Genomic DNA, 18797 nt, shown 5'->3' on the forward strand with positions numbered 1-18797 from the left:
CATGAACCTAGCCGCCGAATACCTGCCGCCCCCCACTCCGGCCCTGCCGTTGGCGGCCGCCGGCCTGCCGCGCGAGCGCCCGCGGGACGAGCCGCAGAGCCTGGTGCTGGCGGTGGAACTGGGGCTGCTGGCGCAGCGCTGGCGGCGCCGCTGGCCGGAACTGCGCCTGAGCCTGCCGCGCGGCGGCACCTGGCCGCTGCACAGCTGGCCGCAGGCGCTGCACGAAGCCCTGGATGAATTGCTGGATACCGCGGTGGAGTGGCAGCAGGACGCCGCCATCGTGCTGGAACCGCGCCTAGAGCGCGGCCTGCTGCGCCTGGACCTCGGCGGCACCGACGAACAGGCCCGGCGCTGGCTGCCCCGGGCCCTGCGCGCCGCCCAGCGCCTGGCCGCCTGGCAGGGCGGCCGGCTGCTCTGGCGGGCCGGAGGGGAGCGCTGGAAAGTGCGCCTGAGCCTGCCGCTCAGCCCCGCCAGGCGCTGACGAAGGCCGCCGGGTCCAGCGGCGCCGGCTGGCGCAGCTCACCCATGGGCGTGCCCAGGTAGATGAAGCCGACGATGCGCTCGTTGGCCGCCAGGCCCAGGCCCTGGTGCACGACTGGATCGAAAGCCATGGCGCCGGTGCGCCACATGGCCCCCAGCCCCTCGACGAACGCCGCCTGGACGATGCCGTAGGCGGCACAGCCAGCGGCCAGCATCTGCTCGATCTCCGGCACCTTGGGGTGCTCCTGCAGGCGCGCGATGGCCACCACCAGGGTCGGCGCGCGCAACGGCATGGCGCGGGCCTTGGCCAGCGCCTCGGGGCTGGCGTCGGGTTGTTCGGCATTCAGCGCACGGGCGAACAACTCACCCAGTTGCTGCCGCGCCTCGCCTTCCACCGTGAGGAAGCGCCACGGGCGCAACTGCCCATGGTCCGGCGCGCGCAGGGCGACGCGGAACAGCCGCTCGAGCTGCCCGGCAGTGGGCGCCGGCTCGCCCAGGCGGGCATGGGATACACGGTTGACCAGCGCTTCGTAGGCCTCCATGGGCTACCTCCTGTACACACAAGGACGGCCATTGTAGTCGCAAAGGCTTCTCATCTGCCTGCTCACCTGCAGCCAGGGTGCTTCGTATCCGTGTAGGAGCGAGCTTGCTCGCGAAGGGGGCTTGCCGGCGACTCCCGTGTTTCGGATTGACGCCCTTCCCTCTCCCCAACCCTCTCCCTGAAGGGAGAGGGGGCTTGTCCGTGCCGAGAGAAGGAATGGTTTCAGCCGGAGGCCTTCGGAATTGCCGGCTGACTCAGGACTGTCAAAACGCACCGAACGGTCCCCTCTCCCTTCAGGGAGAGGGTTAGGGAGAGGGGCTCTCGGGATAAACACCAGCGCTCGCCGATGAGCCCCCTTCGCGAGCAAGCTCGCTCCTACAGGGAGCCCAAAGTCATGCGCCCACAGTCAAGCCACCCGCTCCGGCGACGGCGTGACGATCGGCTGCAACGGCGGCGTCAGCGGCGGCAGGCCGTAGGCGGCGCGGGCCGCGTCGCAGTTGGGGTTGTGCTGGCCGTCGACCCAGGAGGCCTCGAATTCCCGGCAGGTGCTGGAGCGCTGCTCGTAGACCGTGCAGCGCACGCCGCAGCCGACCTCGCCCAGCAACCCCACGCAGCGCACCGGCTTGGCCTCGGTGCCGCGCATGGCGGCATGGTACGGGCCGACCTGCACCACCAGGTCGTCGGGTACGCTGCCGCCGGCGGAACGGCACTCGCCCCAGTAGAAGGACACACGGAAATGCGCACAGCAGGCGCCACAGTTCAAACACGGATTGTCGATGGACATGATGTGCGAATGCACCAGAAGAAACCGGCGAGCGCCGGCGGGCAGCGCAGAATTCTAGCGATTGCGCAGCCGTTGTGAAGAGCCCTCCGGCGCGCTGCGCATCGCGCCGAGGGCAGGTACAATGGAGGGTTCATGTCCATCGAGTCCGCTTCATGGCGCTGCCGACACTACGCACCCTCGGATACATCATCGGCCTGTTCCTGATCACCCTGGCGGTGGCCATGCTGGTGCCCATGGCCACCCTGCTCTACTACCACCGCCCGCAGGAACTCTCGCCCTACATCTGGTCGAGCCTGATCACCTTCAGCGCCGGCCTCGGCCTGGTCCTGCCGGGCCGCCCCGAGCAGGCCCACCTGCGCCCGCGGGACATGTACATGCTCACGGTCTCCAGTTGGGTGATCGTCTGCTTCTTCTCCGCCCTGCCCTTCATCATCGCCCGCCACATGAGCGTCACCGACGCCTTCTTCGAGAGCATGTCGGGCATCACCGCCACCGGCTCGACGGTGCTTTCCGGGCTGGACAACATGTCGCCGGGCATCCTCATCTGGCGCTCGATGCTGCACTGGCTGGGCGGCATCGGCTTCATCGGCATGGCGGTGGCGATCCTGCCGATGCTGCGCATCGGCGGCATGCGCCTGTTCCAGACCGAATCCTCGGACCGCAGCGACAAGGTCATGCCGCGCTCGCACATGGTCGCCAAGTACATAGTCGCGGTGTACGTCGGCATCACCATCCTCGGCACCCTGGGCCTGTGGTGGGCCGGCATGGGCCTGTTCGATTCGCTCAACCATGCCATGTCGGCGATCTCCACCGGCGGTTTCTCCACCTCCGACCAGTCCCTGGCCAAGTGGCACCAGCCGGCGGTGCACTGGGTGGCGGTGGTGATCATGATCCTCGGCAGCCTGCCCTTCGCCCTCTACGTCGCCACCCTGCGCGGCCATCGCAAGGCGCTGCTCAAGGACAGCCAGGTGCACGGCTTCATCGGCCTGCTGGTATTCACCTGGCTGGTGATGGGCACCTGGTACGCCTTCAATTCCGACCTGTCCTGGCAGGACGCCTTGCGCATCGTCGCGGTGAACGTCACCTCGGTGGTCACCACCACCGGCTTCGCCCTGGGCGACTACAGCCTGTGGGGCCACTTCTCGATCATGGTGTTCTTCTACCTGGGCTTCATCGGCGGCTGCTCCGGCTCCACCGCCGGCGGTTTGAAGATCTTCCGCTTCCAGGTCGCCTACATCCTGCTCAAGGCCAGCCTGTACCAGCTCATCCACCCGCGCGCGGTGCTGCGCCAGAGCTACAACGGCCACCGCCTGGACGAGGAGATCGTGCGTTCGATCCTGACCTTCTCGTTCTTCTTCGGCGCCACCGTCGGCGGCCTGGGCCTGGCCCTGACCTTCCTCGGCCTGGACTGGATGACCGCGCTGACCGGAGCCGCCAGCACCGTCTCCGGCGTCGGCCCGGGGATGGGCCCGGTGATCGGCCCCTCGGGCAACTTCTCGTCCCTGCCGGATGCCGCCAAGTGGCTGCTGTGCGCCGGCATGCTCGCCGGGCGCCTGGAGATCCTCACCGTGCTGGTGCTGTTCACCCCGGCCTTCTGGCGCCACTGAGGCGCGTCAGCCGAGGATGCCGGCGGCGATGTTGATGCTCAGGCCGAGGATCGCCGTGTTGTACAGGAAGCAGATGATCGACTGCGCCAGGGCCACCCGGCGCAGCGCCGGCGAGGCGATGGCCACGTCCGAGGTCTGCACGGCGACGCTGAGGGTGAAGGAGAAGTAGGCGAAGTCCCAGTAGTCCGGCTGCCGCCCGCGGTCGGGGAACTGCAGCGGCGCCTCGCCGTCCGCCGCCGTGTAGAACATGCGCGCGTAGTGCATGGCGAAGATGGTCCCGATGAGGAACCAGGAACCCAAAACCGTGCTGCCGGTGAAGGCGTAGCGCAGCAGCCGCTCGCTCCCCGGCAGCTGGCGCGCGCCGGCCAGCTCGTAGACGATCGCCACCAGGCTGGCGATGGCCGCGGCGCTGACCAGCACCAGCACCGCCTGGGCGTTCTCGTCCTCGATGGCGGCCAGGCGCTGCACCTGATCCGCCCCGGCGCGCAGGGCGAGCACGGTGATCAGCAGCACATAGCCCCAGGCGGCGACGTTCCAGCCGACCAGCGTGCGCATCAGCGGCGGCAGGTGGTAGCAGGCCAGCCCCAGCGCCAGGCCGGAGGCGCAGGCGAGGAGCAGGCGCGGATGGGTGTGCAGCAGGGTACGGCTGAGCAGCATGCGTGGCGTTCCAGGCGGGGACCTGGGCTGAGCCTAGCTCAGTAGACCGGCGGCCGCAGGCGCTGGGCGAATTCGTCGAGCTGCTTCTGTTCCTGTTTGTCGGCCAGCAGCCGCGCTTCTTCGCGGTAGCGTTCCACCAGCTTGCGCAGGCCCTCCAGGCGGGCGTACTTCTCCGACCAGGTGACACGCGCCTTCTCCACCACGTCCTGGTGCCAGGCCAGGCTGCGGTTCTGCTGCTCCACGGCGGTTTCCAGCTGCGCCAGGAAGCGTTGGTAGTCCAGCAGCCACTGGCCGCTGACGCCCTGGCGGCCGCGGTCGATCCACTGCTGCTGGTAGTCGGCGCGGAAACGCTCCAGCTCGGCCAGCTTGCGCTGCGCCTGGAGCAGTTGGTTCTGCGCTTGGCCGAGCTGGCGCGCGGCCTCGCGTTCGGCCTTCAGGGCCATCTCCACGACAGGAGCCAGACGGTCGGCGCGGCGGTTCATGGCAGGCGGGCCTCAGGCATGGTGCGGCAACCTCAGCCGGCCTTGCCGGACAGCACGGCGTCCAGCAGCTGGGCGCTGTCTTCCAGGCTCTGGCTTTCGTTCAGGCCCTGGCGGAGGAACTGGCGCATCACCGGGAAGCGCTGGATGGCCAGGTCGGTTTCCGCATCGCCGCCAGCGACGTAGGCGCCGACGCTGATCAGGTCGCGGCTCTGCTGGTAGCGCGACCATAGCTGCTTGAAGCGCTGGGCGTGCTGCAATTGCTCGGGGCTGACCACCTGGGGCATCACCCGGCTGATCGAGGCCTCGATGTCGATGGCCGGGTAATGGCCTTCCTCGGCCAGCCGGCGCGACAGCACGAAGTGGCCGTCGAGCACGCCGCGGGCGGAGTCGGCGATCGGGTCCTGCTGGTCGTCGCCCTCGCTGAGCACGGTGTAGAAGGCGGTGATCGAACCGCCACCCTTCTCGCCGTTGCCGGCGCGCTCCACCAGGCGCGGCAGGCGGGCGAACACCGATGGCGGGTAGCCCTTGGTCGCCGGCGGCTCGCCGATGGCCAGGGCGATCTCGCGCTGGGCCTGGGCGAAGCGCGTCAGCGAGTCCATCAGCAGCAGCACGTTCTTGCCCTTGTCGCGGAAGTATTCGGCGATGCGCGTGCAGTACATGGCCGCGCGCAGGCGCATCAGCGGCGCGTCGTCGGCGGGGGATGCGACCACCACCGAACGCTTGAGGCCTTCCTCGCCGAGGATGTGCTCGATGAATTCCTTCACCTCGCGGCCCCGTTCGCCGATCAGCCCGACCACGATGATGTCGGCCTTGGTGTACTTGGTCATCATGCCCAGCAGCACCGACTTGCCCACGCCGGTGCCGGCGAACAGCCCCAGGCGCTGGCCGCGGCCGACGGTGAGCAGCGAGTTGATCGAGCGGATGCCGACGTCCATGGGTTCGTGGATCGGCTCGCGCTTGAGCGGGTTGATGGTCGGGCCGTCCATCGGCACCCAGTCCTCGGCGCGCATCCCGCCCTTGCCGTCCAGGGCGCGGCCGACGCCGTCGAGCACCCGGCCGAGCATGGACATGCCCATGGGCAGGCGGCCGCTGTCGGGCAGCGGCACCACGCGGGCGCCGGGGGCGATGCCGGCCAGGCTGCCGACCGGCATGAGGAAGATCTTGCTGCCGGAGAAGCCCATGACCTCGGCTTCCACCTGCACCGAGTGGTAGCCGCTGTCGTTGATCACCATGCAGCGGCTGCCCACCGCAGCCTGCAGGCCTTCGGCCTCCAGGGTCAGGCCGACCATGCGCAGCAGGCGGCCCTCCACCACCGGCTGCGCCGGCAGTTTGGCGGCTTCCATATAACCTTCCAGGCGCTTGGCGAAACTCACCCGGTCAAGGCGCATCGGGCTGGTCCAGGTCGATGTGCAGGTCCGGCTCCAGGGCGTGGGTGGCCTGCTCGCGCTGCTGTTCGAAGAGCTGCTTGGTGATCTGCGCCAGGCGCGTCTCGATGCTGGCGTCGATGCGCGAATGCTCGGTCTCGATGCGGCAGCCGCCGGGCAGCAGCTGCTCGTCCTCGAGGATGCGCCAGCTTTCCTCGTGGCGGTCGCGCAGGGCCTTGACCAGTTCGAAGTCCTGCGGGTTGACGTGGATGCGCACGTTGTCGCTGCCCATCGGCAGTTGCTTGAGCGCCTCGCGCAATACCTGGCGCAGTTGGCTGGAGTCGCCCTCCAGCTCGCGCTGGATGACCTGGCGCGCCACCTGGCCGACCAGGTTGACCAGCATCTGCTCGATCAGCAGGTCCTGCTCGGCGATGGGCTCGAACAGCTGGCCCATCAGCGTCTCCAGGCCGGCCAGGCGCTCCTGCAGCGCCGCCTCGGCCTCCTGCCGGGCCTTGAGCTGGCCGGCGTGGAAGCCGTCCTTCTCGCCGGTGGCGAAGCCTTCGTTGTAGGCGTCCTGGCGGATCGCTTCCAGCTCTTCGAGCGTCAGCGGCTTGACGTCCTCGACGGGGACTTCCTCCACCGCCGGGGTTTCCGGCGCCTCCGGCTCGGGCGCAGGCTCCGGCGGCCGTTCCACCACCGGGTCGAAGCTGGGCAACGCCCAGCGGTCGAAGCCGGCGACGTCGCGCGCGCGAATCAGGCCATCGTGCTCCTCGCCCTTGGGTTTCGCGGGACCACTCACTTAGATCATCTCCTCGCCACCCTTGCCGCCGAGGACGATCTCGCCGGAGTCGGCCATGCGCCGGGCGATGGTGAGGATTTCCTTCTGCGCGCCCTCCACTTCGCTGACGCGCACCGGACCGCGGGCCTCCAGGTCGTCGCGCAGCAGTTCGGCGGCGCGCTTGGACATGTTGCGGAAGATCTTCTCGCGGATGCCCTCGTCCGACCCCTTGAGGGCCAGCACCAGCACGTCCGAGGAGACTTCGCGCAGCAGCGCCTGGATGCCGCGGTCGTCGACGTCGGCGAGGTTGTCGAAGACGAACATGAGGTCCTCGATCTGCCCGGAGAGGTCTTCGTCGACGTCGCGGATGGCGTCCATCAGGGCGCCCTCCACCGAGCTGTCGAGGTAGTTCATGATGTCCGCCGCGCGCTTCACCCCGCCCATGGTGGTGCGGGTGGCGTTGGCGTTGCCGGCGAACTGCTTCTCGAGGATCAGGTTGAGTTCCTTCAGCGCCGAGGGCTGCACGGTGTTCAGCGAGGACACGCGCAGGACGATGTCCAGGCGCACCTTGTGGTCGAAGTGGCTGAGCACCTCGGCGGCCTGGTCCGGGTCCAGGTAGGCGACGACGATGGCCTGGATCTGCGGGTGCTCGTAGCGGATGACGTCGGCCACGGCGCGCGGCTCCATCCACTTCAGGCTGTCCAGGCCGCTGGTGTTGCCACCCAGCAGGATGCGGTCGATGAGGTTGTTGGCCTTGTCCTCGCCCAGGGCCTGGGTGAGCATCTTGCGGATGTAGCCGTCGGCGCCGACGCCCAGGCTGGTCTGGTCGCCGACCACCTCGACGAACTCGCTCATCACCTGCTCGACCTGCTCGCGATGCACGTTGCGCATCTGCGCCATGGCCACGCCGACCCGCTGCACTTCCTTCGGGCCCATGTGCCGCAGCACCTGGGCCGCGTCGGTCTCGCCGAGGGACAGCAGGAGAATCGCAGCCTTGTCGACCTTGGTCAGTTTGGCGTTCAACCGGGTCTCGCTCATACCGCATCACTCATCGGAGTTGATCCAATCCTTCACTACCTGGGCCACGCGGCCCGGGTCCTGAGCCACCAGGCTCTTGATCGCGTTCAGTTGCGCATCGTACCCCTCGCTGGGGCTGGGCAACAGGATGCTCGGCGGGCCGCCCAGGCTGACGCGGTCCTCGGCCAGCTCGCCCTCCAGGCCGCCCATCTCGCCCAGGGCCATGTCGCCGCCGGCGCCGGCCACCAGGGCCTTGCTCTTGTTGCCGGCGAGGTTGTTCAGCACCGGGCGCAGCACGCCGAACACCAGCACCAGGATGAAGACGATGCCCAGCACCTGCTTGACGATGTCCCAGAACCAGGGCTGCGAGTAGAACGGCGGCGAGGCGATCTCCAGGTTCTGCTCAGGGGCGAAGGGCGCGTTGATCACGCTGACGCTGTCGCCGCGGCTGGCGTCGTAGCCCACCGCGTCCTGCACCAGGCGGGTGAAGCGCGCCAGTTCGTCGGCGCTCCAGGGCTTGTGGCTGACCTCGCCGGTCTTGGCGTCGGCGACCATGTGGTCGTCCAGCACCACCGCGACGGAAAGCCGGCGCAGGCGACCCTGCTGCTGCTTGGTGTAGCTGATGGAACGGTCCAGCTCGTAGTTGCGGGTGTTCTGCTCGCGCTTGTCGGTGGGGTACGGCGCCAGCACCGGACGGCCGGTCTTCGGGTCGATGATGGTCTGGCCGTTGGCGTCCTTCAGCGGCTGGCCCGGGGCGACGAAATCGCCGCCGGCGCTCTTGCCGGTCTGCTGCGGCGCGCTGGCCGGGCCCGGCGGCTGGTTCGACAGCGCCCCCGGCACGCCCTGCGGGCCGTTGCTGTTCTGGCGTTCCTCGTTGTTCACCTGCTCGCTGCGCAGGGCCGGCTGGTCCGGGTTGTAGGACTCGGCGGTGGATTCCACGGCGCTGAAGTCGACGTCGGCGGAGACCTCGGCCTTATAGCGGCCGTCGCCCAGCACCGGCTGCAGGATGCTGTGCACACGCTGGGTGAACATGCTTTCCATGCGCCGGGAATAGTCGAACTGCTTGCCGGCCATGGTCAGCTCGGAAAGCTCCTGCTGGTCGGAGAGCAGGTTGCCCTTCTGGTCGACCACGGTGACCTGGGACTTGTCCAGTTCCGGCACGCTGGTGGCCACCAGGTTGACGATCGCCAGCACCTGGCTGGGCTCCAGGCTGCGCCCCGGGTACAGCTCGACCAGCACCGAGGCGGTGGGCTTGCGCTCGTCGCGGACGAACACCGAACTCTTCGGGATGGCCAGGTGCACGCGGGCGGCCTTGACGTTGTTCAGGCTGGAGATGGTGCGCGCCAGTTCGCCTTCCAGGCCGCGACGGTAGTTGGTCGCCTCCATGAACTGGCTGGTGCCCAGGGCCTGTTCCTTGTCGAGGATCTCGAAGCCGACGTTGCTGTCGGTGGGCGTCAGGCCGGCGCCGGCCACCTTGATGCGGGCGCGGCCGAGGTCGTCGGCCTTGACCAGCAGGGCGCCGGAGTTGGGGTCGACCTTGTAGCCGATGTCGGCGGCGTTCAGCGTCTCGATCACCTTGTTGGCGTCGACGCCGTTGAGGCTGCCGTACAGCGGCTTGTAGTCCGGCTGCTGGGACCACAGCACCATGCCGAAGCCGATGGCGATGCTCGCCGCCAGCCCGACCAGCAGGCCGACCTGACGCAGCACCGGCATCTCGGCGAGGTTCTCGAGGAACTGCAGGCCCATCAGCGGCTTCTTCAGCATTTCGGCTGCGCCGGCTTTGGCGGGGACCTGGTTGTCTACAGTGGCTTCGGCCATGAACTATCTACCTACCCCGTGGCTCAGATGGGCATCTGCATGATGTCCTGGTAGGCCTGGACCAGTTTGTTGCGCACCTGGGTCATGGCCTGGAAGGACACGCTGGCCTTCTGCGAAGCGATCATCACGTCGGTCAGGTCGACGTTGCTCTGGCCCACCTCGAAGGCATTGGCCAGCGCGCTGGCGGCCTGCTGGGTGGAGTTCACCTTGTTCACCGCCTGGCCGAGCATGTCCGAGAAGCTCGGCGCGCCCTCCACGGCAGCCGGCGCCGAAGCGGCCGGCTTGGCCTTGGCCATGGCGTCCATCTGCATGGAGCGCATTTCCAGCAGCAGGCGGTTGAACTCGATACCCTGACTCATTGGCTTTCCCTCTGACTACGGGCCGCGGCTTTTTTGACGCCGCGGCGCTTTGGCATAGGGGATTGCAACAAGGGTGCCAGGTTTGGGGCAGCGACAAGCTACAAGCTGTAAGCGGCAGGCAAAAAGCAAAAAGCCCAGCGTGGAACCTAATGCTGTTCACTTAAGAAAAATGCCGTTTCTCTCCATGAGAGAAACGGCATTTTCATATGGAACGCAGCTCCGCAGGGCGCATAACGCCTACGGCGTTATCCGCCATCGTTCACGGGCATCGGCGTCTCCGGCAACGGCGGATAACCGCGAACGGTTATCCGCCCTACGTTCCCGCCTTCGCCGAACCAGGTCGTCGCTTGAATGAACAGCATTACGGCATGGAACCAGGCTTTCGCTCTTGCTTGCAGCTTATGGCTTGCCGCTTACAGCCCCAGCGTCAGCTGGCGTACAAGTAGGCCTCCACATCCATCCCCGCGTCACGCATCTGCGCCAGCTTGTAGCGCAGGGTGCGCGGGCTGATGCCCAGGCGTTCGGCGGCTTCCTTGCGGCGGCCGCGTTCGCTGCGCAGGGTGTCGATGATCATCTGGAACTCGCGGCGGCGCAGGTCTTCGCCGAGGCCGCCGGCGTTGTCCGCGGGCGCCGACGGAATTCCGGCGCTGGCGGCGGCCGCCACCGGGGCGGGCTGTACCAGGGGGATCACGGGCGCTACGGGCGCCATGCCGATGGGGGCGTTCAGGCACAGGTCCAGGGCGCGGACCTGGCCGCCCTGCTGCAGGATCAGCGCGCGCTGGATGGCGTTGTCCAGCTCGCGCACGTTGCCCGGCCAGGGGTGCGTCAGCAGGGCGTCGCGGGCGTCGGCGGCCAGGCTCACCGCGCCCAGGTTCATCTTCTTCACGTACTTGGCCAGCAGGCGCTCGGCCAGCGGCAGGATGTCCGCCGGGCGCTCGCGCAGGGCGCGCCAGGCCAGGGGGAAGACCGACAGGCGATAGTACAGGTCCTCGCGGAAGCGCCCCGCCGCCACCTCGCCGAGCAGATCGCGGTTGGTGGTGGCCAGCACGCGGATGTCCAGCTCGATCGGCTTGCGCGCGCCCACGCGCTCCACCTCGCGCTCCTGCAGCACGCGCAGCAGCTTGGCTTGCAGGGCCAGGGGCATTTCGGAAATCTCGTCGAGGAGAATGGTGCCGCCGTCGGCCAGCTCGAACTTGCCCGGCTGCGCGGCGATGGCGCCGGTGAAGGCGCCCTTCTCGTGGCCGAACAGGGTGGCCTCGAGCATGTTGTCGGGGATGGCCGCGCAGTTGATGGCAATGAAGGGCTTGTTGGCGCGCGGCGACTGCTGGTGGATGTAGCGCGCCAGCACTTCCTTGCCGGTGCCGGACTCGCCGGAGATCAGCACGGTGGAATCGCTGCGCGCCACCCGCGCGGCCAGCTCCAGCAACTGGCGGCTGGCCAGCTCCACGGCCACCGGCCCCTCGCCCTCGGCGACGGGCGCCTGGCCCAGGGCGTGGCGGGCCACCAGCTCCAGCAGCACCTTGGGCTCGAAGGGTTTCACCAGGTAGTCGGCGGCGCCCTGGCGCATGGCGTCGACGGCGCGCTCGACGGCGCCGAAGGCGGTCATCAGCAGCACCGGCAGCTGCGGGTAGCGGGCGCGGATCAGGCCGAGCAACTGGTGGCCGTCCATGCCGGGCATGTTGACGTCGCTGACCACCAGGCCGAAGGCCTCGCGCTGCAGGGCGACCAGGGCCGCCTCGGCGCTGTCCACGGCGGTGAACTCGCAGCCGCCGATCAGCAGGGTATCGGAGAGGGCTTCGCGCAGGGCGCGGTCGTCTTCGACGAGCAGGATTCTGGCGGGCATGGGGTTATTCCTTGTGTTCACGGACGGGGGCCGCGATCAGCGGCAGGACCAGGCTGGCGCAGGTGCCACGGCCCGGTCGCGATTGCAGGCGCAGTTCGCCGTGGTGCGCCTTGGCCACCGCCTTGACCACCGCAAGGCCGAGGCCGGTGCCGGTGGTCTTGGTGGTGAAGAAGGGCTCGCCCAGGCGCGCCAGGGTGGCGGCGTCCATGCCCGGGCCGCTGTCGCTGATGGCCAGGCGCAGGCTGTCGCCGCGAGCGTAGAGGTGGACTTTCAGGCGCACGTCCTGGCCGCCGGCCTGGATGGCGTTGTGCAGCAGGTTGAGGACGCTGCCGACCAGGGTGTCGCGGTTGCACAGCAGTTCGCCGCCGCGCACGTCGCATTGCCAGCGCAGTTGCAGGCCGGCGACATGGGACTCGGCGGCGGCGCGCAGGCCGGCGAACAGCTCCGCCGGGCTCAGGCGGTCCGGCAGCGGCAGGTCGCCGCGGGCGAACACCAGCATGTCGCGCACCTGGTTCTCCAGCTCCTGCAGGCGCTCCTTGAGGCGCCCGGCGAAGCGCTGCTGCTGCTCCAGCGGCAGTGCCTGCTCGCTCAGGTGGCCGGCATAGAGCATGGCCGCGGACAGCGGCGTGCGGATCTGGTGGGCCAGGGACGCGACCATCCGGCCCAGGGCCGACAGGCGCTCGTGGCGGGCCAACTGGTCCTGCAGGCGGCGGGTCTCGGTGAGGTCGTTGAGCAATACCAGTTGCCCCGGCTCGCCGTTCAGCGAGCGGGTGGCGATGGACAGGCGGCGCCCGTCGCGCAGGGAAATCTCGTGGCCGTCATCCTTGCGCGGCGCGAAGCAGCGGGCGATGACCTGGCGCCACAGCATGCCCACCAGGGGCTGGCCGAGCAGGCCGCGCGCCGCCGGGTTGGCCTCGCGCACCACGCCCTGGCCGTCGATGACGATGACGCCGCCGGGCAGCAGGTCCAGCAGGCTCTGCAGGCGGTTGGCCAGGCGTTCCTTCTCCGCCAGCTCCTGCATGCGCTGGGCGCTGACCAGGGCCAGCTGTCCCTTCAGTTCGCTGACCCGCGCCTCCAGCATGCTGTACGACTGGTTCAGCTGGGTGGACATCTGGTTGAACAGGGCGAAGGCCTGGTCCAGGCCGGCGCGGCCGTTCTCCTCCGGCGCATCGCTGGAGGTCGGCTGGGACTGCTGGGGTACGGCTGGCATCATGCTGTCTCTCTTCCATCCGACGTCGTGAAAGCGTCGGCTGGCAGAGTCTTAGCAATCTGCGTGCCTAAAAATTAGTCCTTTATTTTCAGGCACTTATTGAAACGCAAAGGCAAGCGGCGTCAATCCTCCGCCACTTCCTCCTCGCGGCGGCTCATGCCGTACTTGCGCATCTTCTCCACCAGGGTGGTGCGGCGGATGCGCAGGCGCTCGGCGGCGCGGGCGACCACGCCGTTGGCGTCGTCCAGGGCCTGCTGGATCAGCCCCTGTTCGAGGTTGGCCAGGTAGTCCTTGAGGTCGATGCCCTCGGCCGGCAGCATCGCCGGCGAGTCCAGGCCCGGCAGCCCGGCGGTGATGGCGGCGCGCTCTTCCAGCTCCTCGCGCAGGCTGCTGGCGAGTTGCTCGTCCTCGTCGTCGACGTGGCGGAATTTCTTCGGCAGCTCGCCCACGCCGATCACCCCGTAGGGGTGCATGATCGCCAGGCGTTCCACCAGGTTGGCCAGCTCGCGCACGTTGCCCGGCCAGTCGTGGCGGCACAGCGACATGATGGCGGCGGAGTTGAAGCGGATGGAGCCGCGCTTCTCGTGCTCCATCCGCGAGATGAGTTCGTTCATCAGCAGCGGGATGTCTTCCACCCGCTCGCGCAGCGGCGCCATCTCGATGGGGAAGACGTTGAGGCGGTAGTACAGGTCCTCGCGGAAGCTGCCGCCCTCGATCATCTTCTCCAGGTTCTTGTGGGTCGCAGCGATGATGCGCACGTCGACGTTCTGCGTCTTGTTGCTGCCGACGCGCTCGAAGGTGCGCTCCTGCAACACGCGCAGCAGCTTGACCTGCATCGGCAGCGGCATGTCGCCGATCTCGTCGAGGAACAGGGTGCCGCCGTTGGCCAGCTCGAAGCGCCCGGCGCGGCTGGTGATGGCGCCGGTGAAGGCGCCCTTCTCGTGGCCGAACAGTTCGCTTTCCAGCAGCTCGGCGGGAATGGCCCCGCAGTTAACCGGCACGAAGGGCGCTTCGCGGCGCTTGGAGTGGTAGTGCAGGTTGCGCGCCACCACTTCCTTGCCGGTGCCGGACTCGCCGAGGATGAGCACGCTGGCGTCGGTGTCGGCGACCTGCTGCATCATCTGCCGTACCTGCTGGATGGCCCGGCTGGTGCCGACCAGGCTGCGGAACAGGTTGGGCTCGCGCTGGCGGCCGCGCTCACGGGCCTGGTCGTACATCTCGCGGTAGACCTGGGCGCGGTGCAGGGAATCGAGCAGTTTGTTGTAGCTGGGCGGCATCTCCAGGCTGGCCAGCACGCGGCGGCGCAGCTCTTCCGGCCAGTCGGTCGGCGCCGAGTCACCGATCAGCAGCACCGGCAGGAATTCGTCCCAGGCCGAAAGCTGCTTGAGCAGCTCCAGGGCGCCGCCCTTGTGCTCGACGCTGCCGAGCAGCACGCAGAGCACGCCGCGGCTGCCGTTGGGCAGGTCGTCGACCGCCAGGCGCCATTCGCGGCTGCGGCAGGACAACTGGTCCTCGCCGAGGAAGTTGAGGATGGTGGAGAGTTCGCGGCAACGCTCCAGGTCGTCGTCAATCAGCAGAATCTTGGTTTCACGCCACATCTTGCTCTTGTCTTCCGAAGGCATGTGGGCCGGCGAACGGCAACGGGAAAGAGGCGGAAACAATCCGCCATCATTTAGCCACCAAGTAAAGTCAAAAATGTGGCAGGAGTCAAATTTATGGCGTGATTTATTCGTTGTTTCCGACGGAAGAACTTACCTGCTGGCACGAACGGCGGCAACGGCGAAAACGGGGGGCCGCGCCGAACGGGCGACCCGCGGGGCTCAGCCGAAAAGCTGATAGACCTTGGCGCCCTTGTGCGACCGATTGACGCGGATGATCTCCTCGGCCACGCCCTGGCGCTGGCGGGTGACTTCCTGGACCAGTTCGCGGTACAGCACGAGCAGGCCTTCGAGGCTGCGCTTGAGGTCGCTGTCGTCGTCCAGCGGCTCGTGCATGGCGGCATCCACGTGCTGGCGGCACTCCAGGTCCAGCCGCGCGATGGCTTCCCAGTCCTGCTCCGCCAGGGCGGTGCCCAGGGCGCTGCGGGTTTGTTCGATACGCTCGACGGCGAGGGTCATGCTTGGTGTCTCCTGGAGGGACGGTATTACTGCGGGATACCGTCCCAACCTTCCTTGATGCTGCGAAGCAGGTTGGCCACTTCGTCGAGCATATGTTCGTCATTCTGCCGGTTGGCCTCAAGCAGGCGGCGCCCCATGTAGATGTACAGGGCGTTCAGGCGCTCGGCATAATCGCCGCCGGCTTCCAGGTTCAGGCCGTCGCGCAGGCCACCGATGATGGCCACGGCCTTGCCGATCAGTTGGCCCTTCTCCGCCATCTGGCCGCGCTGCATGGCGCCGCGGGCCTGGGCGATGCGGCTCAGGCCACCTTCCATCAGCATCTGGATCAAACGGTGCGGACTCGCCTCGTGGAGCTGTGCCTGGACACCCACGTTCTGATATTGGCGAAGCGCTGCCATCGCATTCATTTCGAGATCCCCTGGTGTGGAAGGTTTCATATCCGATGTCCAGGGTATCGGCGCGGCGGCGCCAGACTTTAATCGCGAATTGCGTCTGCGCCGGGCGCTGCCGGTCGGCTAGACGCTGCCGGCGTCAGTCGTCGGAGCTCTTGTTCAGCGCATTCAGCGTGGTCATCACACTGCTGCTGGTGGCATTGAGCTGGGCGACCAGGCTGTCCATGGCGTTGTACTTGGCGTACAGGATATCGGTCAGCTTGGCGGTGCGGTCGTCGAGGTCGGTCTGCTGCTTTTTCAGGCTGCTGATGGTGGCGTTGATCGAGTCGGTCTGCTGGTCGAGGATGCCATTGGTCTTGGCATAGGTGTCGACGGCGTTGTACATGCGCTTGAGGAAGCCGTCGCTGCCGGTGAAGAAGCTCTGGATGTTGCCCGCATAGGTCTCCAGCCCCTTGCTCAGCTTGCTGCTGTCGACGCTCAGGGTGCCATCTTTCTGGCTGGTGATGCCGAGCTGCGACAGCACCTGCAGGGTACCGCTACCGCTGGACAGATTGACGAACTCGTTGCGCAGACCGTTGAGCAGGGTGCGGGTGGTGGCATCGCTGGACAGCGGCCCCGCACTGGTACTGGTGGTACCGTCTTCATTGGTGGTGGTGGTGATGTCGGTCAGACTGGAGATCGACTTGACCATCGTGTTGTAGGCGTCGACGAACTTCTGGATGTTGGCGGTCAGGTCGTCGGTGTTGGTCGCCACCGTCACGGTGGAACTGCCGGTCGTCAGTAGATTGAAGGTCACGCCGCTGACGGCCTTGTCCAGGGTATTGCTGGAACTGGTCATCGACAGGCCGTCGAGCTTGAACTCGGCATCGCCGGCCTGAACCAGATAGCCGCCGGTGGAACTGCTGTAGGCTGCCGAGCCGTCGATCGCCAGCTTGCTCAGGCTGCTGTCGCCCGAGGCCTTGACGCTGATATCGGTGCCGGCACCGGTGGTGGTGGAACTGAGCACCAGGCGCGAGCCGCTGGAGTCGGTGACGATGTTGGCGGAGATGCCGCTGGTGGAACTGAGCTTGTTGATGTTGTCGCGGATGGTCGACAACGAATCGCCAGCGGACACTGCCACGTAATAGTTACTGCCGCCTTGGCTGAGGGTAAGACGACCGGCGCCGAACTTGTCGGAGCTGCCGACGTACTGGCTGGCCACCTTGGAGGCGGTTGCCAGCTTGTCGACCTCCAGGGTGTAGGTACCGGCGGTGGCCGAAGCGCTGGCGGTGGCAGTCGCCTTCGTATCGTCCGACGAAGTGGCCTTGAGCCCGGAGAAGGAGTCGGCGGTGTTGAGCGTCGCCACTGCCAGCTGGAAGGTCGAGAGCGCGCTCTTGAGCGAGCCCACGGCGGATAGCTGGGTGGTGTTCGACTTGGTGAGGTTGGTGATCTGCGTCTGCTTGGCACTGGTCTGTGCCTTCACCAGGGCGCTGACGATCGAGTCGATGTCCAGGCCGGACCCCAGGCCGGTAGAGGCGATGCTGCCCGACGAGGAAGAACTGATCGTAGTCATTGCCGCGCTCCTTTAAACGGTTTCTTGACGCAATTGCTCGTACCAGAGCCTTCAGGCAAGAAGCAGGCCAGCTTCCTAGGCCTGCTCCCGGAACAGCAGGTTGCCGGCTTCCTTGATGCTCTCCGCCAGCTTCACCGCGACCTCGGAGGGAATCTGCCGGATCACGTCGCCACTGGTGCTGTCCACCACCTTGACCACGGTGATGCCCGACTCCTGGTCGACCGAGAACTCCAGGTTGCGGTGGATGACCTGGGCATTGCTGCGCAGGCTGTCCAGCGCACGATCCAGGGTAGCCTTGTCCGGCTCGGCCTGGGTACTGCCGGTGGACGGCGAACCCTTGCCGTCGACGGCAACGGTCTTGCCGCCGGCCGCGATGGGCGTGGCCGCCTGGGCCTGGTCCGCCCTGACGGGGGCTCCCAGTCCGATCGTAGAGAAAGTCACGCTCATCATCGACTCCTCATTGTTCTGGACAAATGCAGGAAGGGCGCAGTGCGCCCTTCCTTCGTATCAACCGCCGATGACCTTACTGCAGCAGCTTGAGTACGGCAGAGGGCAGCTGGTTGGCCTGGGCCAGTACAGCGGTGGCTGCCGACTGCAGGGTCTGCTGCTTGGTCATCTCCGCCGTTTCCGCGGCGAAGTCGGCATCCTGGATCGTACTGCGTGCCGAGGTGGCGTTCTCTGCGATGTTCTGCAGGTTGGAGATGGTGCTGTCCAGACGGTTCTGTACCGCACCGAGGGCCGAACGCTGGGTGTCGATCTGCTTCAGGGCATCGTCGATCACCTGGATCGCGGCCTGGGCCTTGTCGGCGGTGCCGATGTTCAGCGACTGCACGGTCTGGCCGGAAGCCACGGTGGCGGTGCCGCCGGTCAGGGTGCCGCCCGCGGTGACGGTGATGTCGTCCTGCGAGGTGACCTTGATGCTGCCGCCGCTGGCGACCGCGGTGATGCCGCTGACGTTGGTGTTGATCGAGGCGACGATGTCGTTGAGGCTGGCGCCCTTGGCGTAGTCGACTTCGACACCGTTGACGGTGATGCTGCCCGAGGTAGCGGCGGTGGTGGTGTCGTTGACGCCGGTGACCGCGATGGTGCCGCTGGCCAGGGTGTAGCTGCCGTTCAGGGCCTTGGCGCTCATGTCGTTCAGGGTGAAGCTGACGGTTTCGTTGGCGTTGGCGCCGACCTGGAAGGTCATGGTGCCGTTGGTGCCGGCTTTACCGTTGAGCAGGGTCACCGCGGTGCTGCCGCCACCGAAGGTGGTGGTTTCGGAGATGCGGGTCAGTTCGGCGGTCAGCGACTTGAACTCCTGGTTCAGCGAGGTACGGTCGTCTTCGCTGTTGGAGCCGTTGGCGGACTGCACGGCCAGAACACGCATGCGCTGCAGGATGTTGGTGGATTCCTGCAGGGCGCCTTCGGCGGTCTGGGCGATGGAGATGGCGTCGTTGGCGTTGTCCACTGCCTTGTTCAGGCCGTTGATCTGGCTGCTCAGGCGGTTGGAAATCTGCAGACCGGCGGCGTCGTCCTTGGCGCTGTTGATGCGCAGGCCGGTGGAGAGCCGGGTCATGGCAGTGTTGAGGTTTTTCGAAGCGTTGTTCAGGTTCTTCTGAACGGTCAGCGAAGAGATGTTGGTATTTACGGTAAGGGCCATGACGAGATCCTCGTGGATAGGCGACTGCTTTCAGTTGGTCCCTGGCCCTTGGCTAGTGCCGCCCGGTATGGCCTGGAGAACCTTCGTTAGGGTTATCGTCCGTGGCGGATTTTGCTTTAGGGCGATTTTCGATTTTTTTTCAAGCCCCTCTTGC

At 67.1% G+C, this 18797-nt stretch carries 19 protein-coding genes; 2 read left to right on the forward strand and 17 right to left on the reverse strand.

What is annotated here, in order from left to right:
• The first annotated feature begins 1 nt into the window (after window position 1).
• Window positions 2–481 (forward strand): hypothetical protein, encoded by a 480-nt coding sequence (locus FG99_RS04750; RefSeq protein ID WP_081884562.1) that lies wholly within the window; start codon window positions 2–4, stop codon window positions 479–481.
• On the opposite strand, the gene FG99_RS04755 is transcribed toward FG99_RS04750, so the two are convergent.
• Complete coding sequence (locus tag FG99_RS04755; protein WP_043267628.1) at window positions 462–1022, reverse strand: nitroreductase family protein; 561 nt, start codon at window positions 1020–1022, stop codon at window positions 462–464. The two genes, FG99_RS04750 and FG99_RS04755, sit on opposite strands and share 20 nt — an antisense overlap.
• A gap of 405 nt (window positions 1023–1427) precedes the next feature.
• Window positions 1428–1805, reverse strand: a complete 378-nt coding sequence (locus FG99_RS04760) for a YkgJ family cysteine cluster protein (RefSeq protein ID WP_043267630.1) — start codon at window positions 1803–1805, stop codon at window positions 1428–1430.
• 152 nt (window positions 1806–1957) lie between these two features.
• On the opposite strand from FG99_RS04760, the gene FG99_RS04765 reads away from it, so the two are divergent.
• On the forward strand, window positions 1958–3412 hold the full coding sequence (locus tag FG99_RS04765; protein WP_043267632.1) for a TrkH family potassium uptake protein: 1455 nt from the start codon (window positions 1958–1960) through the stop codon (window positions 3410–3412).
• A 6-nt stretch (window positions 3413–3418) separates the two neighbouring features.
• Here FG99_RS04765 and FG99_RS04770 read toward each other — a convergent pair whose 3' ends face one another.
• The 15 genes from FG99_RS04770 to FG99_RS04840 form a co-directional block, all read right to left on the reverse strand.
• Complete coding sequence (locus tag FG99_RS04770; RefSeq protein WP_043267634.1) at window positions 3419–4069, reverse strand: DUF1345 domain-containing protein; 651 nt, start codon at window positions 4067–4069, stop codon at window positions 3419–3421.
• Window positions 4070–4107: 38 nt separating this feature from the next.
• Complete coding sequence (gene fliJ, locus FG99_RS04775) at window positions 4108–4551, reverse strand: flagellar export protein FliJ (protein WP_043267636.1); 444 nt, start codon at window positions 4549–4551, stop codon at window positions 4108–4110.
• Window positions 4552–4583: 32 nt separating this feature from the next.
• Entirely contained in the window at window positions 4584–5939 is a 1356-nt protein-coding gene (fliI, locus tag FG99_RS04780; RefSeq protein ID WP_043267638.1) for a flagellar protein export ATPase FliI, read from the reverse strand.
• Window positions 5929–6714 (reverse strand): flagellar assembly protein FliH, encoded by a 786-nt coding sequence (gene fliH, locus FG99_RS04785; protein ID WP_051878446.1) that lies wholly within the window; start codon window positions 6712–6714, stop codon window positions 5929–5931. Before fliH ends, fliI begins: the two co-directional genes overlap by 11 nt.
• Window positions 6715–7731 (reverse strand): flagellar motor switch protein FliG, encoded by a 1017-nt coding sequence (gene fliG / locus FG99_RS04790; protein WP_009620873.1) that lies wholly within the window; start codon window positions 7729–7731, stop codon window positions 6715–6717.
• A gap of 6 nt (window positions 7732–7737) precedes the next feature.
• Window positions 7738–9528, reverse strand: coding sequence for a flagellar basal-body MS-ring/collar protein FliF (fliF, locus tag FG99_RS04795; protein WP_043267640.1), 1791 nt, complete (start codon window positions 9526–9528; stop codon window positions 7738–7740).
• Window positions 9529–9551: 23 nt separating this feature from the next.
• On the reverse strand, window positions 9552–9887 hold the full coding sequence (gene fliE / locus FG99_RS04800) for a flagellar hook-basal body complex protein FliE (protein ID WP_009620871.1): 336 nt from the start codon (window positions 9885–9887) through the stop codon (window positions 9552–9554).
• Window positions 9888–10314: 427 nt separating this feature from the next.
• Window positions 10315–11730: a sigma-54-dependent response regulator transcription factor FleR gene (fleR, locus tag FG99_RS04805; RefSeq protein WP_043267642.1), complete on the reverse strand. Its 1416-nt coding sequence runs from the start codon at window positions 11728–11730 to the stop codon at window positions 10315–10317.
• A gap of 4 nt (window positions 11731–11734) precedes the next feature.
• Window positions 11735–12940 (reverse strand): sensor histidine kinase, encoded by a 1206-nt coding sequence (locus FG99_RS04810; protein WP_141766099.1) that lies wholly within the window; start codon window positions 12938–12940, stop codon window positions 11735–11737.
• Between the two features lie 122 nt (window positions 12941–13062).
• The gene (locus FG99_RS04815; protein ID WP_024128246.1) at window positions 13063–14538 is read right to left on the reverse strand and encodes a sigma-54 dependent transcriptional regulator; all 1476 of its coding nucleotides are present in this window, start codon (window positions 14536–14538) and stop codon (window positions 13063–13065) included.
• 222 nt (window positions 14539–14760) lie between these two features.
• On the reverse strand, window positions 14761–15057 hold the full coding sequence (locus FG99_RS04820; protein ID WP_043267646.1) for a flagellar protein FliT: 297 nt from the start codon (window positions 15055–15057) through the stop codon (window positions 14761–14763).
• A 26-nt stretch (window positions 15058–15083) separates the two neighbouring features.
• Entirely contained in the window at window positions 15084–15464 is a 381-nt protein-coding gene (gene fliS / locus FG99_RS04825; protein WP_009620865.1) for a flagellar export chaperone FliS, read from the reverse strand.
• Window positions 15465–15588: 124 nt separating this feature from the next.
• The gene (fliD, locus tag FG99_RS04830; protein WP_051878449.1) at window positions 15589–17001 is read right to left on the reverse strand and encodes a flagellar filament capping protein FliD; all 1413 of its coding nucleotides are present in this window, start codon (window positions 16999–17001) and stop codon (window positions 15589–15591) included.
• Between the two features lie 75 nt (window positions 17002–17076).
• Complete coding sequence (locus tag FG99_RS04835) at window positions 17077–17448, reverse strand: flagellar protein FlaG (protein ID WP_051878452.1); 372 nt, start codon at window positions 17446–17448, stop codon at window positions 17077–17079.
• A gap of 76 nt (window positions 17449–17524) precedes the next feature.
• Window positions 17525–18643, reverse strand: coding sequence for a flagellin N-terminal helical domain-containing protein (locus tag FG99_RS04840; RefSeq protein WP_009620862.1), 1119 nt, complete (start codon window positions 18641–18643; stop codon window positions 17525–17527).
• Between the last annotated feature and the right edge of the window lie 154 nt (window positions 18644–18797).

The organism is Pseudomonas sp. AAC (assembly GCF_000725445.1).
In the GTDB taxonomy this organism is placed as follows: Bacteria; Pseudomonadota; Gammaproteobacteria; order Pseudomonadales; family Pseudomonadaceae; genus Pseudomonas; species Pseudomonas citronellolis.

What these genes read in the sequence shown, in the direction of transcription:
- fliF (WP_043267640.1), bottom strand. Translation starts at nt 9,528, where the DNA reads ATGGCCGAAGCCACTGTAGACAACCAGGTCCCCGCCAAAGCCGGCGCA.
- FG99_RS04810 (WP_141766099.1), bottom strand. Translation starts at nt 12,940, where the DNA reads ATGCCAGCCGTACCCCAGCAGTCCCAGCCGACCTCCAGCGATGCGCCG.
- FG99_RS04765 (WP_043267632.1), top strand. Translation starts at nt 1,958, where the DNA reads ATGGCGCTGCCGACACTACGCACCCTCGGATACATCATCGGCCTGTTC.
- fliS (WP_009620865.1), bottom strand. Translation starts at nt 15,464, where the DNA reads ATGAATGCGATGGCAGCGCTTCGCCAATATCAGAACGTGGGTGTCCAG.
- fliG (WP_009620873.1), bottom strand. Translation starts at nt 7,731, where the DNA reads ATGAGCGAGACCCGGTTGAACGCCAAACTGACCAAGGTCGACAAGGCT.
- fleR (WP_043267642.1), bottom strand. Translation starts at nt 11,730, where the DNA reads ATGCCCGCCAGAATCCTGCTCGTCGAAGACGACCGCGCCCTGCGCGAA.
- FG99_RS04815 (WP_024128246.1), bottom strand. Translation starts at nt 14,538, where the DNA reads ATGTGGCGTGAAACCAAGATTCTGCTGATTGACGACGACCTGGAGCGT.
- FG99_RS04750 (WP_081884562.1), top strand. Translation starts at nt 2, where the DNA reads ATGAACCTAGCCGCCGAATACCTGCCGCCCCCCACTCCGGCCCTGCCG.
- fliJ (WP_043267636.1), bottom strand. Translation starts at nt 4,551, where the DNA reads ATGAACCGCCGCGCCGACCGTCTGGCTCCTGTCGTGGAGATGGCCCTG.
- FG99_RS04820 (WP_043267646.1), bottom strand. Translation starts at nt 15,057, where the DNA reads ATGACCCTCGCCGTCGAGCGTATCGAACAAACCCGCAGCGCCCTGGGC.
- FG99_RS04755 (WP_043267628.1), bottom strand. Translation starts at nt 1,022, where the DNA reads ATGGAGGCCTACGAAGCGCTGGTCAACCGTGTATCCCATGCCCGCCTG.
- fliE (WP_009620871.1), bottom strand. Translation starts at nt 9,887, where the DNA reads ATGAGTCAGGGTATCGAGTTCAACCGCCTGCTGCTGGAAATGCGCTCC.
- fliI (WP_043267638.1), bottom strand. Translation starts at nt 5,939, where the DNA reads ATGCGCCTTGACCGGGTGAGTTTCGCCAAGCGCCTGGAAGGTTATATG.
- FG99_RS04835 (WP_051878452.1), bottom strand. Translation starts at nt 17,448, where the DNA reads ATGAGCGTGACTTTCTCTACGATCGGACTGGGAGCCCCCGTCAGGGCG.
- FG99_RS04770 (WP_043267634.1), bottom strand. Translation starts at nt 4,069, where the DNA reads ATGCTGCTCAGCCGTACCCTGCTGCACACCCATCCGCGCCTGCTCCTC.
- FG99_RS04840 (WP_009620862.1), bottom strand. Translation starts at nt 18,643, where the DNA reads ATGGCCCTTACCGTAAATACCAACATCTCTTCGCTGACCGTTCAGAAG.
- FG99_RS04760 (WP_043267630.1), bottom strand. Translation starts at nt 1,805, where the DNA reads ATGTCCATCGACAATCCGTGTTTGAACTGTGGCGCCTGCTGTGCGCAT.
- fliD (WP_051878449.1), bottom strand. Translation starts at nt 17,001, where the DNA reads ATGACTACGATCAGTTCTTCCTCGTCGGGCAGCATCGCCTCTACCGGC.